General features: G+C 71.2%; 10 protein-coding genes. All 10 read left to right on the forward strand.

Going from position 1 to position 14,843, the window contains the following annotated elements:
* The first annotated feature begins 57 nt into the window (after positions 1 to 57).
* A complete protein-coding gene (locus MXD59_RS01185; protein WP_163548864.1) occupies positions 58 to 969 on the forward strand; it encodes a phosphoribosylaminoimidazolesuccinocarboxamide synthase in 912 nt (303 codons plus the stop codon).
* A gap of 211 nt (positions 970 to 1,180) precedes the next feature.
* Positions 1,181 to 3,745 carry an MMPL family transporter gene (locus MXD59_RS01190; protein WP_372511842.1) on the forward strand — a complete coding sequence of 855 codons (2,565 nt, stop codon included), beginning with the start codon at positions 1,181 to 1,183 and terminating at the stop codon, positions 3,743 to 3,745.
* Positions 3,746 to 4,076: 331 nt separating this feature from the next.
* A complete protein-coding gene (panC, locus tag MXD59_RS01195) occupies positions 4,077 to 5,138 on the forward strand; it encodes a pantoate--beta-alanine ligase (RefSeq protein WP_248823069.1) in 1,062 nt (353 codons plus the stop codon).
* Positions 5,139 to 5,140: 2 nt separating this feature from the next.
* Complete coding sequence (panD, locus tag MXD59_RS01200) at positions 5,141 to 5,623, forward strand: aspartate 1-decarboxylase (RefSeq protein ID WP_163548868.1); 483 nt, start codon at positions 5,141 to 5,143, stop codon at positions 5,621 to 5,623.
* Positions 5,620 to 7,404 (forward strand): L-aspartate oxidase, encoded by a 1,785-nt coding sequence (locus tag MXD59_RS01205; protein WP_248823070.1) that lies wholly within the window; start codon positions 5,620 to 5,622, stop codon positions 7,402 to 7,404. Before panD ends, MXD59_RS01205 begins: the two co-directional genes overlap by 4 nt.
* The gene (gene nadC, locus MXD59_RS01210; RefSeq protein WP_248823071.1) at positions 7,401 to 8,501 is read left to right on the forward strand and encodes a carboxylating nicotinate-nucleotide diphosphorylase; all 1,101 of its coding nucleotides are present in this window, start codon (positions 7,401 to 7,403) and stop codon (positions 8,499 to 8,501) included. Before MXD59_RS01205 ends, nadC begins: the two co-directional genes overlap by 4 nt.
* The gene (locus tag MXD59_RS01215; protein ID WP_248811244.1) at positions 8,501 to 9,253 is read left to right on the forward strand and encodes a type III pantothenate kinase; all 753 of its coding nucleotides are present in this window, start codon (positions 8,501 to 8,503) and stop codon (positions 9,251 to 9,253) included. The genes nadC and MXD59_RS01215 overlap by 1 nt, the downstream gene beginning before the upstream one ends.
* Before the next feature lie 157 nt (positions 9,254 to 9,410).
* Positions 9,411 to 10,379, forward strand: coding sequence for an SGNH/GDSL hydrolase family protein (locus tag MXD59_RS01220; protein WP_248823072.1), 969 nt, complete (start codon positions 9,411 to 9,413; stop codon positions 10,377 to 10,379).
* 354 nt (positions 10,380 to 10,733) lie between these two features.
* A complete protein-coding gene (locus MXD59_RS01225; protein WP_248823073.1) occupies positions 10,734 to 11,666 on the forward strand; it encodes a (2Fe-2S)-binding protein in 933 nt (310 codons plus the stop codon).
* A gap of 578 nt (positions 11,667 to 12,244) precedes the next feature.
* Entirely contained in the window at positions 12,245 to 14,749 is a 2,505-nt protein-coding gene (locus MXD59_RS01230; RefSeq protein ID WP_248823074.1) for an ATP-dependent Clp protease ATP-binding subunit, read from the forward strand.
* Positions 14,750 to 14,843 lie beyond the last annotated feature (94 nt).

Genomic DNA, 14,843 nt, shown 5'->3' on the forward strand with positions numbered 1-14,843 from the left:
TTCACCGGACGCGGTGGAACCGAACCAGCAGCAGGTGAGGATGGGTACGGTCAGGACATGCCGCTGACACATGAGGAGTTCGCCGGGCTCACCCACCTGGGTTCGGGCAAGGTGCGGGAGCTGTTCGCCGTCGGGGACGACGCCGTGCTCCTGGTCGCCAGCGACCGGATCTCGGCGTTCGACGTGGTCCTGCCCACCGAGATCCCGGACAAGGGCGCCGTGCTGACCGGGCTGTCGCTGTGGTGGTTCGACCAGCTCGCCGATCTCGTCCCGTCCCACGTCATCAGTTCCAACGTGGATGAGTATCCGGCCGAGCTCGCGCCGTACACCGAGCAGCTGCGCGGCCGGTCGATGCTGTGCCGCCGCCTGGACATGGTGCTGATCGAGTGCGTGGCCCGCGGCTACCTCACCGGCAGCGGTCTGAAGGACTACAACCGCAGCGGCGCCGTCAGCGGCCACCCGCTGCCCGAAGGCCTGGTCGACGGCAGCAAGCTGCCCACGACGATCTACACCCCGTCCACGAAGGCACCGATCGGCCAGCACGACGAGAACATCAGCCGGGACGACGCCGCCGGCCGGGTCGGCGCGGAGCTCGCCGCGGAGCTCGAGCGACTCACCCTGCAGATCTTCGGCCGGGCCAGCGACCTGGCCGCCGAGCGCGGCATCCTGCTCGCCGACACCAAGTTCGAGTTCGGCCACGATGCCGAGGGCACCCTACGTCTGGCCGACGAGGTGCTCACCCCCGACTCGTCCCGGTTCTGGCCCGAGGACACCTGGGCTCCCGGCAGCTCGCAGCCGTCGTTCGACAAGCAGTTCATCCGGGACTACCTGGTCAGCACCGGTTGGGACAAGACCGAGCCCGGCCCGGAGCTGCCGGACGACGTCGTCGAGGCGACCCGCGCCCGTTACGTCGAGGCCTACGAGCGCCTCACCGGCATCTCCTTCAAGGACTACCTCTCCGGCGCCTGACCCGCACTCCCCCGCTGGACGAACGGCCCCGCTGGACGGACGGCCCGGCTGGACGGACGGCCCGGCTGGACGGACGGACGGGGGCCGGGGTGGGGACAACCCCACCCCGGCAGGGCGGAAGGCCATAGTCCGCGGTCGGCGGCGGGCCACAGTAGGCATTCGGTAGCTCGCCGCAGTGACCTTGAACGGTCGAGACGAGATCGTCGTTCCCATGCGAACGACACCTCGTACAGCAGGCGAAATCCCAGGTCAGGCACCCGGGCCGGGATGGGCGGACGGCCCGTCCCGGCAGCCGACGCACCTCGCCGCGCGGGCGGCGCGCTGGAGTGTGCGCCACCGGAGACCGGCCGTCGGTGGCTGGCTGGTGGGGGTCGTCCTCGCGATCCTCCTCGGCAGCCTGATCGGCACCCACACCCTCACCGACGCCGACGAGGGCCTCGGCGAGTCGGGCCGAGCCGAACAGACCCTGACCGCGCACGGCTGGGTCGACACCGACAGCGAGAACGTCCTCATCCAGCGGGCGACCCCCGCGGCGGACCCGTCGGCGCTGCTCGCCGACCCGCGGATCCACGCGGCGCTGACCGACACCGCCACCCGCATCCAGGCCACCGGGGTGGCCACCGGACTACGCGCACCCGTGGCCGCGCCCGGCGTGCGCACCGATCCGGGTCTGGTCTCCCACGACCTGCGGTCGGTACTGGTGACCTTCGATCTGCGCGACGGCGCCAAGGTCGACCCGACGCTCGACGCGGTCGCCGCCGTCCACGCCGCGCATCCGGGCGTGTCCGTCGAACAGTTCGGGGACGCCAGTTCCGACAAGGCGCTCAGCGCCACCGTCGGCAAGGACTTCAAGCGCGCCGAACTGCTCGCGATCCCGTTGACGCTCGGCATTCTGCTCGCCGTGTTCGGCGCGGTCGTCGCCGCGCTGATCCCGATGGCGCTGGCCCTGACCTCGTTCGTCGCCGCGATCGGCCTGGTCGCCTTCGCCAGCCGGGCGTTCCCGACCGATGAGACCGCCACCTCGGTGATGCTGCTGATCGGCCTCGCGGTCGGCGTCGACTACGCCCTGTTCTACATCCGCCGGGAACGGGAGGAACGCGCCGCCGGACACAGCCCCGAACGGGCCCTGGAGATCGCCGCCGACACGTCCGGGCATGCCGTGCTCATCTCCGGTCTGACTGTCGCGGTGTCGATGGCCGGTCTGCTGCTCACCGGGATCTCGACGTTCAACGGCGTCGCCGTCGGCACGATCATCGTCGTGCTGGTGGCCGTGCTCGGCTCCCTGACCGTCCTGCCCGCCGTGCTCTCCCTGCTGGGCGACCGGGTCGAACTGCTGCGCCTGCCCTGGCGCCGCCGCCGCGCCGGCGGCCACTCGGCGGCCGGCGGCGCCGCGTCCGGTTCGGTTTCCGCCTCCGGCGGGACGGCCTCGCGGACAGCGGCCGCCTACCAGCGCGAACTGGCGAAGCCGGGAGTGCTGGGACGGCTGCTGCGCCGGCCGAAGCCGGTCGCCGCGATCACCGGCGGGCTGCTCGTCCTGCTCACCCTGCCGGCGCTCGGGATGCACACCGCCGAGCCCGGCGTCGACGACATCCCCCGCAAGCTGCCGATCATGGCGACGTACGAGCGGCTGTCAGCGGCCTTCCCCGGCGGCCAGGTCGCGGCGTCCGTGGTCGTCTCCAGCACGGACGGCTCCGCCCTGACCGCCCCGGCGGCGCAGCGCGCCCTTGACGACCTGCGCCGACGGGCGACCACCACCGGCCAGATGTTCGAACCGGTGCAGGTCACGTACACCCCCGACCAGCAGGTCGCGAAGGTCTCGATCCCGGTCGCGGGCAGCGGCACCGACGGCGTGTCGGTCCGGGCCCTGCACGAACTGCGCACCACGGTGATCCCGGCGACGATCGCGGCGGCCGCGGTGAACCTGCACGCGGACGTCACCGGCCCCACCGCCGGCTCCGTGGACTTCAACGACCGCCTGCACACCCGTACACCGCTGATCATCGGCTTCGTGCTGGTGCTCGCGTTCGTGCTGCTGCTGGCCGCGTTCCGCAGCGCCCTGGTCGCCGCGGTCGCCGTCGGACTGAACCTGCTCTCCGTCGGCGCCGCGTACGGCCTGCTCGCCGCCGTCTTCCAGCATCACTGGGCCGACGGCCTGCTCGGCTACACCTCCACCGGGGCGATCACCATCTGGCTGCCCCTGATGCTGTTCGTGATCCTGTTCGGCCTGTCGATGGACTACCAGGTCTTCGTGCTCAGCCGGGTGCGGGAGGCCCGCCAGGCCGGCCTGCCCATGCGGGACGCGGTGACCGTCGGTGTGCGCCGCAGCGCCGGGGTCGTGACCAGCGCCGCCGTCATCATGGTCGCCGTCTTCTCGATCTTCGCCACGCTCTCCCAGGTCAGCATGAAGCAGCTCGGCGTCGGCCTCGGCGCCGCCATCCTGCTGGACGCCACCCTCATCCGCGTGATCCTCATGCCCGCCGTGCTCACCCTGCTGGAGAACCGCGTGTGGCAGGACCTCGCCAACCCGCACGACCACGACCCGTCCGGCCACGCCCCGTCCCATCCTGACCAGTCCCAGCCTGACCTGGGCGACCCTGACCTGGACGACCCTGACCTGGGTGCCTTCGGCCCGCGCGGTTCCAGGCTCCCGAGCCCCGGCCTGGACGTTCCCGTCCTGCCCGCCACGGCCCTGCCCGTCCCGGCTCCGCCTGCCCGGGCCCGGCCCACCCCGGCCCAGCACCGTGCCACGCCCCGGTGGTGGGCTCCCCCCGCCTGATCCGGAAGCCACCCGCGACCACCCGGCCGTTCCTGCCACATCCAGCCGTCTCGCCGCACCGCATCGCACCGGCCGCCGGCCGGACCGGCCTCGCCGTCGGTCCGGCCGGCGGCCGTCGTGCCAGGCGTCCGAGCAGGGCCGACAAGAACACCAAAAAAACCAAATAAGACAAAAGGAAAATACTGGAAACAGTTCTCGAGATCGCCACGGGACGACACAGGGCGATGCAGCTCGGCGCAGCGCGGGTCACAGTGGGTCGCGGGAACCATTGCAGGCGAGTTACAGTGTCGCTCGACGTCCGGTACCCACCCGAGGACTGGAACGAGAAGCAATGATCATCGATCTTTCCTCCGCGCCCGAACGGGACCGTGACCAGCGGCTTCGTCCGCCGGTAGTCGCCCGGGACCGGGCCTCGCTACATGCCGCGCTCGCCGCGCTCCCGCCTACCGCCGCCGGCCCGGCCCAGGGGGCTCCCCCGTCCACCAGGGCTGTCGTGATGACCATGGGAGCGCTGCACGAGGGGCACGCCAGCCTGTTGCGGGCGGCGCGGGCACAGGCCGACCAGGTGGTCGCGACCATCTACGTCAATCCCCTGCAGTTCGGCGCCGGTGAGGATCTGGATCGATATCCGAGGACCCTCGAGGCCGATCTGGCGATCTGCGCCCGGGAGGGGGTGGACGTCGTCTTCGCGCCGACCATGGTGCACGAGACGCCACCCCTGGTCCGGCTGAGCGCCGGTCCGCTGGGCGAGGTGCTGGAGGGGGCGTCCCGACCGGGTCATTTCGACGGGATGCTGACCCTGGTGGCGACCATGCTGCATCTGGTCCGGGCGGACCTGGCGTTCTTCGGACGCAAGGACGCCCAGCAGCTGGTGTGCATCCGGCGGATGGTCGCCGATCTGGCCTTCGGTGTGACGGTGATCGGAGTGGAGACCGTCCGCGAGGCCGACGGGCTCGCCCGTTCGAGCCGCAACGTCTACCTCTCGCCGAGTCAGCGTCAGGACGCGCTGGCGCTGTCCGGCGCACTGCGGGCCGGACAGGCCGCGGCCGCCGCCGGCGGCGCGGCGCCGCAGGTGCTCGCGGCCGCCCGCGACGTGCTCGATGCGGCGACGGAAGTCCAGGTCGACTACCTGACGCTCGCCAGCCCGGATGATCTCGGGCCGGTGCGGGCCGGGCCGGCGCTGCTGCTCGTCGCGGCCCGTGTGGGCAGCACCCGTCTGATCGACAATGTCTCGCTCGAGCTGTCGGCCGACGTCACCGTGCCCGCCGACGTCACTGTGCCCGCCGACGTCACTGTGCCCGCCCAGGGCGCCGAACGCCCCGAACCCGCGCACACCGCCGAACCGACTCGCACCGCCGAACCCGTTCTCCCCGCCGACCGTCAGGGGGCCTGACCGTGTTGCGCACCATGCTGACCGCCAAGATCCATCGAGCTACGGTGACCCAGGCCGACCTGAACTACGTGGGCTCGGTCACGATCGACTCCGACCTGCTCGAGGCGGCGGACCTGCTGCCCGGCGAGCAGGTGACGATCGTGGACATCAACAACGGTGCCCGGTTGGAGACCTACGCCATCCCGGGGCCGGCCGGTAGCGGGGTGATCGGCATCAACGGGGCCGCGGCCCGTCTGGTGCACCCGGGTGACCTGGTCATCATCATCGCCTACGGGATGATGGAGGACGCCGAGGCACGCCGGTACGTCCCGCGGGTGCTGTTCGTCGACGCCGAGAACCGCATCATCGGTCAGGGTGGCGACCCCGCCGAGGCGCTGCCGCATGACCCGGCCAGTCTGCGCGGCGACCTCACGGTGCCGGCGAACGCGGCCGGCGCCGGCGCCGGTGCCGTTCCGGTCAGCCGATCGGTCCTGGCCACCCGGTGACAGTGCTGCCCTGCCGGCTCGGCGCACCCCGCCCGGGGTGGAGCCGCGCCGCTGACATCGTCGTCATCGGGTCGGGGATCGCGGGCCTGACCACCGTGCTGCACGCGCGCCGCGAGCTGCCCGCCGCCCGTGTCCTGCTGGTCACGAAGGCCCAGCTGGATGCCGGTTCCACCCGTTGGGCCCAGGGCGGGATCGCCGCGGCGCTGGCCGCCGAGGACTCACCCGCCGACCATCTCACCGACACGCTGGTCGCCGGGGTGGGGCTGTGCGACGTCGCGGCCGCCCGGGTGCTCGTGGACGAGGGGCCGGCGCGGGTCCGGGAACTCGCCGAACTCGGTGCCCGGTTCGACCGGGCCGCCGACGGCTCGTTCGCACTGACCCGCGAGGGTGGTCATCTGCGTAACCGGATCGTCCACGCCGGCGGTGACGCCACCGGTCTCGAGGTGGAACGGGCGCTGATCGCCGCGGTGCGGGCCGACCCGGCGATCGAGGTGATCGAGAACGCCCTCGTCCTCGATCTGCTGCTGGACGCGGACGGCCGGGCCGCCGGGGCGACCCTGCACGTGCTCGGCGCGGGCAGCCAGGACGGCGTCGGGGCGGTCACCGCCCCGCACGTGGTGCTCGCGACCGGCGGGATGGGCCAGATCTTCGCCTTGACGACGAACCCGCGGGTGTCCACCGGCGACGGGGTGGCGTTGGCGTTGCGGGCCGGCGCGGTGGTCGCCGACCTGGAGTTCGTCCAGTTCCATCCGACGGCGCTGTGGGTGCCACCCGGCCACGGCGCGGCCGAGAACGCCCGGGCCGCCGCGTCAGCCGACGGACAGCAGCCGCTGGTCAGCGAGGCGATGCGGGGCGAGGGCGCGGTGCTGGTCGACGCCGCCGGGGGACGGGTGATGGACGGCGCGCATCCGCTGGCCGACCTCGCACCACGCGACGTCGTGGCCAAGCAGATGTCACGGGTGATGGCCGCCCAGGGGGTCGACCATCTCTACCTGGACGCCCGTGGCCTCGGCGTGCGGATGATCGAGGGGCGGTTCCCGTCGATCACCGCCCGGTGCCGGTCGTTCGGCGTCGACCCGGTGAGCATGCCGATCCCGGTCGCGCCGGCCGCCCACTACGCCTCCGGTGGGGTCCGCACCGACCTGTGGGGACGCACCACCGTTCCCGGGCTGTACGCGTGCGGCGAGGTGGCCTGCACCGGTGTGCACGGTGCGAACCGGCTGGCGTCCAACAGCCTGCTCGAGGGGCTGGTGTTCGCCGCGCGGATCGCCAGCCACATCGCCGGGCAGTCCGGCGACGGCGACGGCGACGGCAGCGGTGGCGGTGCTGGCGGTGGGGCGCGTCGGCAGCGCGACGTCGTCCCGGCCGCACCCGTGGTGGGGCGGGGCAGCGGGCTGACCGACCCGACCGAACGGGCCGACCTGGCCCGGACGATGACCGACGGCGCCGGTGTGCTGCGCAGCGCCGAGAGTCTGCGCGCGACCGCCAAGGTCCTCGCCGGCCTCGGTGATCTGCGGGTCAGCGGCGCCACGGTGACCGCGGGCCCGCCGGCCTGGGAGATGACGAACCTGCGCACCGTCGCGACGGCGCTGGTCGCCGCCGCCGCCGCCCGTACCGAGACCCGCGGCTCACACTGGCGGGAGGACTTCGGCGAACGCGACGACGCGCACTGGCTCGGCCGGGTCCTCACCCGGCTCGGCCCCGAAGGGGAGCTCGTCGTGGAGATCGAAGCCATCGCACCCGCCCAGCCGACCGCCGAACCCGCCCGGACCGGGTCATGACCGCCCCGCACGCCCCCGGCCCGGCGACCCTGCGCTCTGCCACCGGCCAGAGCCCCCAGCTCAACCAGGGCTCCCAGGGCTCCCAGCCCGGCCACGGCTTCCAGCCCGGGCCGCCAGTGCACACCGGACGGCTGTCGCCGGGTACGCGCAGTCAGCTGGCCGCGGCCGGTCTGGACGCCGACCAGGTGGTCGCCGTCATCGGTCTCGCCCTGGCCGAGGACCTGCCCGGCTGGACCGCCGACCCCACCGCGGACCCCGGCGCCGCCACCATGGGACCGACCGGGGCCAGCGGTGGCGCCACCGAACCACCCGGTGCCCTCGACGCCACCTCGGCCGCGACCGTCGATGCCGCGCTGGTCGGGCACGGTGCCCTGGTCAGCCGGGCGGCGGGGACGGTGGCGGGGCTGCCGGTCGTCGCCGCCGTGTTCGAGACCGTGCTCGGCCGCGCGGTGACTGTCACTCTCACCGCCGCCGACGGCGACCGCATCACCCCCGGCCAGGCCGTGGCCCAGGTCAACGGCCCGGTGCGGGGGCTGCTCACCGCCGAACGGACCGCGCTGAACCTGCTGTGCCATCTCAGCGGCGTCGCCACCCTCACCCGGACCTGGGTGGACGCGGTCGCCGGCACCGGCGCGGCCATCCGCGACACCCGCAAGACGCTGCCGGGGCTGCGCGCCCTGGAGAAGTACGCGGTGCGCTGCGGCGGCGGTGTCAACCACCGGATGTCGCTGTCCGACGCGGCACTGATCAAGGACAACCATGTCGTCGCGGCCGGTGGGGTCACGGCGGCGTTCGCCGCGGTCCGGGCTCGGTTCCCGCGGCTTTCGGTCGAGGTCGAGTGCGACACCGTCGAGCAGGTCGCCGAGGCCGTGGCGGCCGGGGCCGATCTCATCCTGTGCGACAACATGGGTCCGCGGGAGCTGCGCGCGTCGGTGGCGATCGCCCGGCCGGCGGGTGTGCGCCTCGAGGCCAGCGGGGGCCTGAGCCTCGCGGTGGCGGCCGAGGTCGCGGCGACCGGAGTGGACTATCTTGCGGTCGGCGCGCTGACCCACTCGGCGCCGGCCCTGGACCTCGGCCTCGACCTACGGGAGGGCTGATGCTGCTCGCCATCGACGTCGGCAACACCAACACGGTCGTCGGGGTGTTCGCGGGCGACACCCTCGTCGACTCGTGGCGGGTGCGCACCGATCCGCACTCCACCTCGGACGAACTCGTGCTCCTCTACCGGGGTCTGCTGGGCGACTACGAGATCTCCGGCGTGTCGATCTGCTCGACGGTGCCGGCGGCGCTGCGCGAGCTGCGCCGGATGGTCGTGCGGGCCTACCGCGATCTGCCGGTGGTCATCGTCGAACCCGGCACCCGCACCGGCGTGCCCATCCTGATCGACAACCCGAAGGAAGCCGGCGCCGACCGGATCATGAACACGCTCGCCGCCTATCACCTGTACGGCGGTCCGGCGATCGTGGTCGACTTCGGCACGTCGACGAACCTGGATGTGGTCTCGGAGCGTGGCGAGTTCGTCGGCGGGGCCCTCGCCCCCGGCATCGAGATCGCCCTGGACGCGCTGGCCAACCGGGCCGCCCAGCTGCGCAAGGTCGAGCTCGTCCCGCCCCGCTCGGTCATCGGACGGGGCACCGTCGAGGCCCTGCAGTCCGGGATGATCTACGGTGTCGCCGGGCAGGTGGACGGGCTGGTCCGGCGCATCCGCGCGGAGCTGGGCACCCACGCGACCGCCATCGCCACCGGTGGACTCGCCTCACTGGTACTGAAGGAAAGCGAAACACTCGACCGGCACGAACCACATCTGACCCTCATCGGTCTGCGACTGGTGTTCGAGAAGAACCGCTGAATTCGGCCATCGGCCGCTATTGGGGAGCACCGCCGGCAGCACCCGAAGGTGCCTTCCGTGCTTGGCCGTCCGGCCGGGTGGGTACGTGCCACCCGGCCCCCGGCCACTGTTTTTGGCCGCCCGGCGTCGGACAGCTGACATCGGGTCGGATCCGCAGGTGCACGGCCCGGCGGAGCAGTTACCATTCGAGACTATGCGGGACCGAGAAGTGGCGACCTGCTCCGGGCGCCGGCTCGGTCGCCTGACATTTGTCGAGAGATACCCCAACCGGCCCGTTCGGCTCATCCTGGCGCTGGTGATTTTCGCCATCACGGGTACGGTCTCCGCCGGCTGGGGTGAACCGGCCTCCGCCGCCGCACCCACCGAGCCCCGTACCCTCGCGGCGCTGGGCGACTCGTATTCCTCCGGTGAGGGAACCCCACCGTTCGACACCGTCGATCCGCGCTGTCGGCACAGCGCGCAGGCCTGGCCGCGGCTGCTGACCACGCTCGACCCCTCGATCTCGATCGACGTGTTCGCTGCCTGCGCCGGCGCCACCACCGAGGCACTGACCTCACCATTCCGGGGCGAACTACCCCAGATAACCCAGTTGCGGGAGGCCAGTCCCCCACCGGACGTCGTCACCATCACGATCGGCGGCAACGACGCCGGCTTCAGCCGGGTCATCGTGAGCTGCTACACGTGGAAGTGCTTCTGGACCGGAAACGACAAATACGAGCGCGATTACGTCAGCAAGGATCTGCCCGACCTCCTGGTGGCCAGCTACAAGGCCATGAAGGTCGCTGCCCCGGACTCCCGGATACTCGTCGTCGGCTATCCGAGCATTATTCCTTCCAGCCAGAGCAAGAACACCTGCCGCTGGCTCAGCAGCTCCGAACGCGGCCAGCTGACCAGGCTCAACAGCCTGCTGAACCAGGTGATCCGGAAATCGGCCGCCAAGGCCGGCGTCGAGTACGTTTCGACCGATCGTGCCCTGCGCGGGCACGAGTTGTGCACAAAGGACTCGTGGGTCGCCCCGATCAGCGTGTTCGCCCCGGCCCGTGACCTCAGCGCCCATCCGAATGCCGACGGCCAGCTCGCGATCGCGAAGACCGTAAGTCGGTATCTGGACGCCCACGACCGCTGATCGGGCCTGTCGGGATGCATCACGCGTTCCGAGCAGGGAGAATCACGTACTGTCCGCAGCGACCGGTCCTCGCCGATGACGATGATGTTCGTCACATCCTCACCGGACGGGGCGGCCACCAGCGACCCCCGGGGGCCGTCACAGGGGCCGCCACGTGCGGCGCGACATCCCGAAGGTCCGGGCGCCACGTGGCACCTCCGGCGCGCATCGTTTGACAGGACCGTGAAGTTATCCTTACCTAACTTCATGCTCCTTCCCACGTCGCCGTCGACACCCGCACGGGAGCCGATCACCGGGGTCGCGACCGCGACCACACCCCGGGACGGCCGCACGGGTGGCGCCCCGGTCTGGTCTGTGCCATCCGCGATCGTCGAGTCGCTCGCTCCCCGCGGGCTCCACTTCGGCGTACCGGCCGGGGCGCCCTGGGTGAACTGTGCGGAGCTGACCACCCAGGCCGGGGTGTCCGAGTCCCTGGCCCGCGTCACGGCGGCCAACCCGGGCGCGAGCGCCGAGGTCGCGGCCAGCTATCTGGCCAACTGGTACTCGGCCGCGGTCGTCGGCCCGGCCATAGCGTCCTACGTCCTGTTGCGCCGGGTGCCGGACCTCACCCCCGCGCAGGTGGCCCTGAGCGTTCCGGACAGCGGCTGGTTCGACCGCACAGCGCTGTACCGCCCGGTCGCCACGGCGCTGGCCAACGACCCCCTGGCCGCCGGCCTCGCTCCGGCGACGCCCGGGCTGGCACCGGCGCCCGGGCTGGGGGCGATACCCGGTCTCGGGGCCCCACCGACACTCGCGGGCGCCACGGGCCAGCTCGACGCCACCGGCGCGCCCACGGCGCCCCCCGGCGGTGGGATTCGCGTGGTCGAGACCGCGACCGAACTGCGCACGGTGCTGGTCGAGGAGATCCTGGCGCACCTCGACCCGTTCCTGCGGCACCTGCGGTCGATGGTGCGCCTGGGCCGGCCGGCGCTGTGGGGGGCGGCGGCGGCGCAGTGCGCGCGGGCCTTCCTGCTCACCGAGCGGGCGACCGGCGATCCCATGACGGGGCGGGACGAGGCAGACGCGTTCTTCGCGCTGGCGGCGCCGACGATGCTCGCCCGGCCGCGGTGGCAGGAGTTCGTCCACCGCGGCCGGACCTACATCGGTATGCGCCGCGGCTCCTGCTGCCTGGCTCACCGGCTGGACGCGGAGTACTGCACCACCTGCCCGTTCACCGGCGATGCCGATCGAGAGCAGCGGATGCGCACCTGGATTGACACCCAGGGTGATGGTGGGCTCGCTGTATGAGACAACATCAAAGTAACGATCGGCATCGACGCACGTAAAGTAGTACGGCAACGGCATGTCCCTCCGCCCGTGCGGAGGGAACCGCCGTACGGATCCGGCCTCCGGGCGGTTCCGGGCTCCACACGGATCTGGCGGCTGTGCGGGTCACGGTGCGACCACCGCGCGACCATCACCAGACGGGCACGTAGCGCAGTTTAATAATTACAAAATGCAATCTTTATGATATGCGCCACATCAGAGTGCAGCCGGATTTGCACTACCGTCAGTGACGACAGGCCGGATTTCGCGCCGGGCGGAAAGAGCGCCCGGAGGGCCCGGAAGCCGGGGTCGCACCGGCGCCGTCCGGCACCTGTCGTTCTGCTCTTGGCGGAACGACGTGACGGAATCATGGCTGGTCGGCCACGGTTGCCCTAAGCGTCTCCGCTGGTCGTGCCGGCCTTCGTGCCGGTCGTCCGGGCTCAACGAAGAGGTCGGAGTCGGCGGGTAGGTTTCTGTTCGATGCGTGAGGACATGCCTCGGCGGAGCTAGCATGCGGATACCGGCTGTCGTGTGGTCGGTCGCAGCTCGAAGGAGCGCACATGTTCGAGAGATTCACCGACCGGGCACGTCGGGTCGTCGTCCTGGCCCAAGAAGAGGCCAGGATGCTCAACCACAACTACATCGGGACCGAGCACATCCTGCTCGGACTGATCCACGAGGGTGAGGGCGTAGCTGCCAAGGCCCTCGAGTCCCTCGGCATCTCCCTTGAGGGTGTGCGGTCCCAGGTCGAAGAGATCATCGGCCAGGGCCAGCAGGCGCCGAGCGGGCACATCCCGTTCACGCCACGCGCGAAGAAGGTCCTGGAGCTGTCGCTTCGGGAGGCCCTGCAGCTCGGCCACAACTACATCGGCACCGAACACATCCTGCTCGGGCTCATCCGCGAGGGTGAGGGTGTCGCGGCCCAGGTGCTCGTCAAGCTGGGCGCGGACCTCAACCGGGTGCGCCAGCAGGTCATCCAGCTCCTGTCCGGCTACCAGGGCAAGGGCGAGACGGCGACCTCCGGCGCTCCCGCCGAGGGCACCCCGTCCACGTCGCTGGTGCTCGACCAGTTCGGCCGCAACCTCACCGCGGCGGCGCGCGAGTCCAAGCTCGACCCGGTCATCGGGCGCGAGAAGGAGATCGAGCGCGTCATGCAGGTGCTGTCGCGCCGCACCAAGAACAACCCGGTGCTGATCGGCGAGCCCGGCGTCGGCAAGACCGCCGTCGTCGAGGGCCTGGCGCAGGCGATCGTCAAGGGCGAGGTGCCCGAGACCCTCAAGGACAAGCAGCTCTACACCCTCGATCTCGGCGCGCTCGTCGCCGGGTCCCGCTACCGCGGTGACTTCGAGGAGCGGCTGAAGAAGGTCCTCAAGGAGATCCGCACCCGCGGCGACATCATCCTGTTCATCGACGAGCTGCACACGCTCGTCGGCGCGGGTGCCGCCGAGGGCGCGATCGACGCCGCCTCCATCCTCAAGCCGATGCTGGCCCGCGGTGAGCTGCAGACCATCGGTGCCACCACGCTCGACGAGTACCGCAAGCACCTGGAGAAGGACGCGGCGCTCGAGCGCCGTTTCCAGCCGATCCAGGTCGCGGAGCCGTCGGTGGCGCACACCATCGAGATCCTCAAGGGCCTGCGCGACCGGTACGAGGCGCACCACCGGGTGTCGATCACCGACGCCGCGCTGGTCGCCGCCGCGTCGCTGGCCGACCGCTACATCTCCGACCGCTTCCTGCCGGACAAGGCGATCGACCTGATCGACGAGGCCGGCTCCCGGATGCGTATCCGCCGGATGACCGCCCCGCCGGACCTGCGCGAGTTCGACGAGCGCATCGCGAACGTCCGCCGGGACAAGGAGTCCGCGATCGACGCGCAGGACTTCGAGAAGGCCGCCTCGCTGCGCGACAAGGAGAAGACCCTCCTGTCGGAGAAGGCCAAGCGGGAGAAGGAGTGGAAGGCCGGCGACATGGACGTCGTCGCCGAGGTGGGCGACGAGGAGATCGCCGAGGTCCTGGCCATCTGGACGGGCATCCCGGTCTTCAAGCTCACCGAGGAGGAGACCGCGCGTCTGCTGCGCATGGAGGACGAGCTGCACCGGCGCGTCATCGGCCAGCAGCAGGCCATCAAGGCCGTCTCCCAGGCCATCCGGCGTACCCGTGCCGGCCTGAAGGACCCCAAGCGTCCCGGTGGCTCGTTCATCTTCGCCGGCCCGTCCGGTGTCGGTAAGACCGAGCTGTCCAAGACGCTCGCCGAGTTCCTCTTCGGCGACGAGGACTCCCTCATCCAGCTCGACATGTCCGAGTACATGGAGAAGCACACCGTCTCGCGACTGGTGGGCTCCCCGCCCGGATATGTCGGCTACGAGGAGGGTGGCCAGCTCACCGAGCGGGTCCGGCGCAAGCCGTTCTCGGTCGTCCTGTTCGACGAGGTCGAGAAGGCCCACCCCGACGTCTTCAACACGCTCCTGCAGATCCTGGAGGACGGTCGCCTGACCGACTCCCAGGGCCGGCTGGTCGACTTCAAGAACACCGTCCTGATCATGACGTCGAACCTGGGCACCCGCGACATCTCCAAGGGCCCGGGCATCGGCTTCGCCACCGGTCAGGGCGCGGTCGACTACGAGCGGATGAAGGCCAAGGTCCAGGACGAGCTCAAGCAGCACTTCCGGCCCGAGTTCCTGAACCGGATCGACGACATCATCGTCTTCCACCAGCTGTCCGAGGTCGAGATCATCCAGATCGTCGATCTCATGCTGGCCCGGGTCGACACCCAGCTCAAGAACAAGGACATGGCCCTCGAGCTCACGTCCGCGGCCAAGGCGCTGCTGGCGAAGAAGGGCTACGACCCGGTGCTCGGCGCCCGGCCGCTGCGCCGGACGATCCAGCGGGAGATCGAGGACGTCCTGTCCGAGAAGATCCTGTACGGCACGCTGAAGCCGGGCGAGATCGTCGTCGGCGACGTCGAAGGCGAGGGAGAGGACGCGAAGTTCATCTTCCGCGGCGAGACGAAGCCGGTCGAGGTTCCCGACGCCCCGCCGGTCGACCTCGCCAAGTCCAGCGAGTAGGCAGCAGTCACGAGCCGCGCCGGCAGGCGCAAGCGCGGTGGCCTGAGCCCCGGAACCTCCCAGAGGTCTCCGGGGCTCAGCCCTATCCGCGGGC

The organism is Frankia umida (assembly GCF_023242945.1).
Classification (GTDB): Bacteria; Actinomycetota; Actinomycetes; order Frankiales; family Frankiaceae; genus Frankia; species Frankia umida.

Excerpts from the sequence above, each read along its gene's own strand:
- MXD59_RS01185 (WP_163548864.1), top strand. The coding sequence starts at position 58 with ATGCCGCTGACACATGAGGAGTTCGCCGGGCTCACCCACCTGGGTTCG.
- MXD59_RS01190 (WP_372511842.1), top strand. The coding sequence starts at position 1,181 with ATGCGAACGACACCTCGTACAGCAGGCGAAATCCCAGGTCAGGCACCC.
- panC (WP_248823069.1), top strand. The coding sequence starts at position 4,077 with ATGATCATCGATCTTTCCTCCGCGCCCGAACGGGACCGTGACCAGCGG.
- nadC (WP_248823071.1), top strand. The coding sequence starts at position 7,401 with ATGACCGCCCCGCACGCCCCCGGCCCGGCGACCCTGCGCTCTGCCACC.
- MXD59_RS01215 (WP_248811244.1), top strand. The coding sequence starts at position 8,501 with ATGCTGCTCGCCATCGACGTCGGCAACACCAACACGGTCGTCGGGGTG.
- MXD59_RS01230 (WP_248823074.1), top strand. The coding sequence starts at position 12,245 with ATGTTCGAGAGATTCACCGACCGGGCACGTCGGGTCGTCGTCCTGGCC.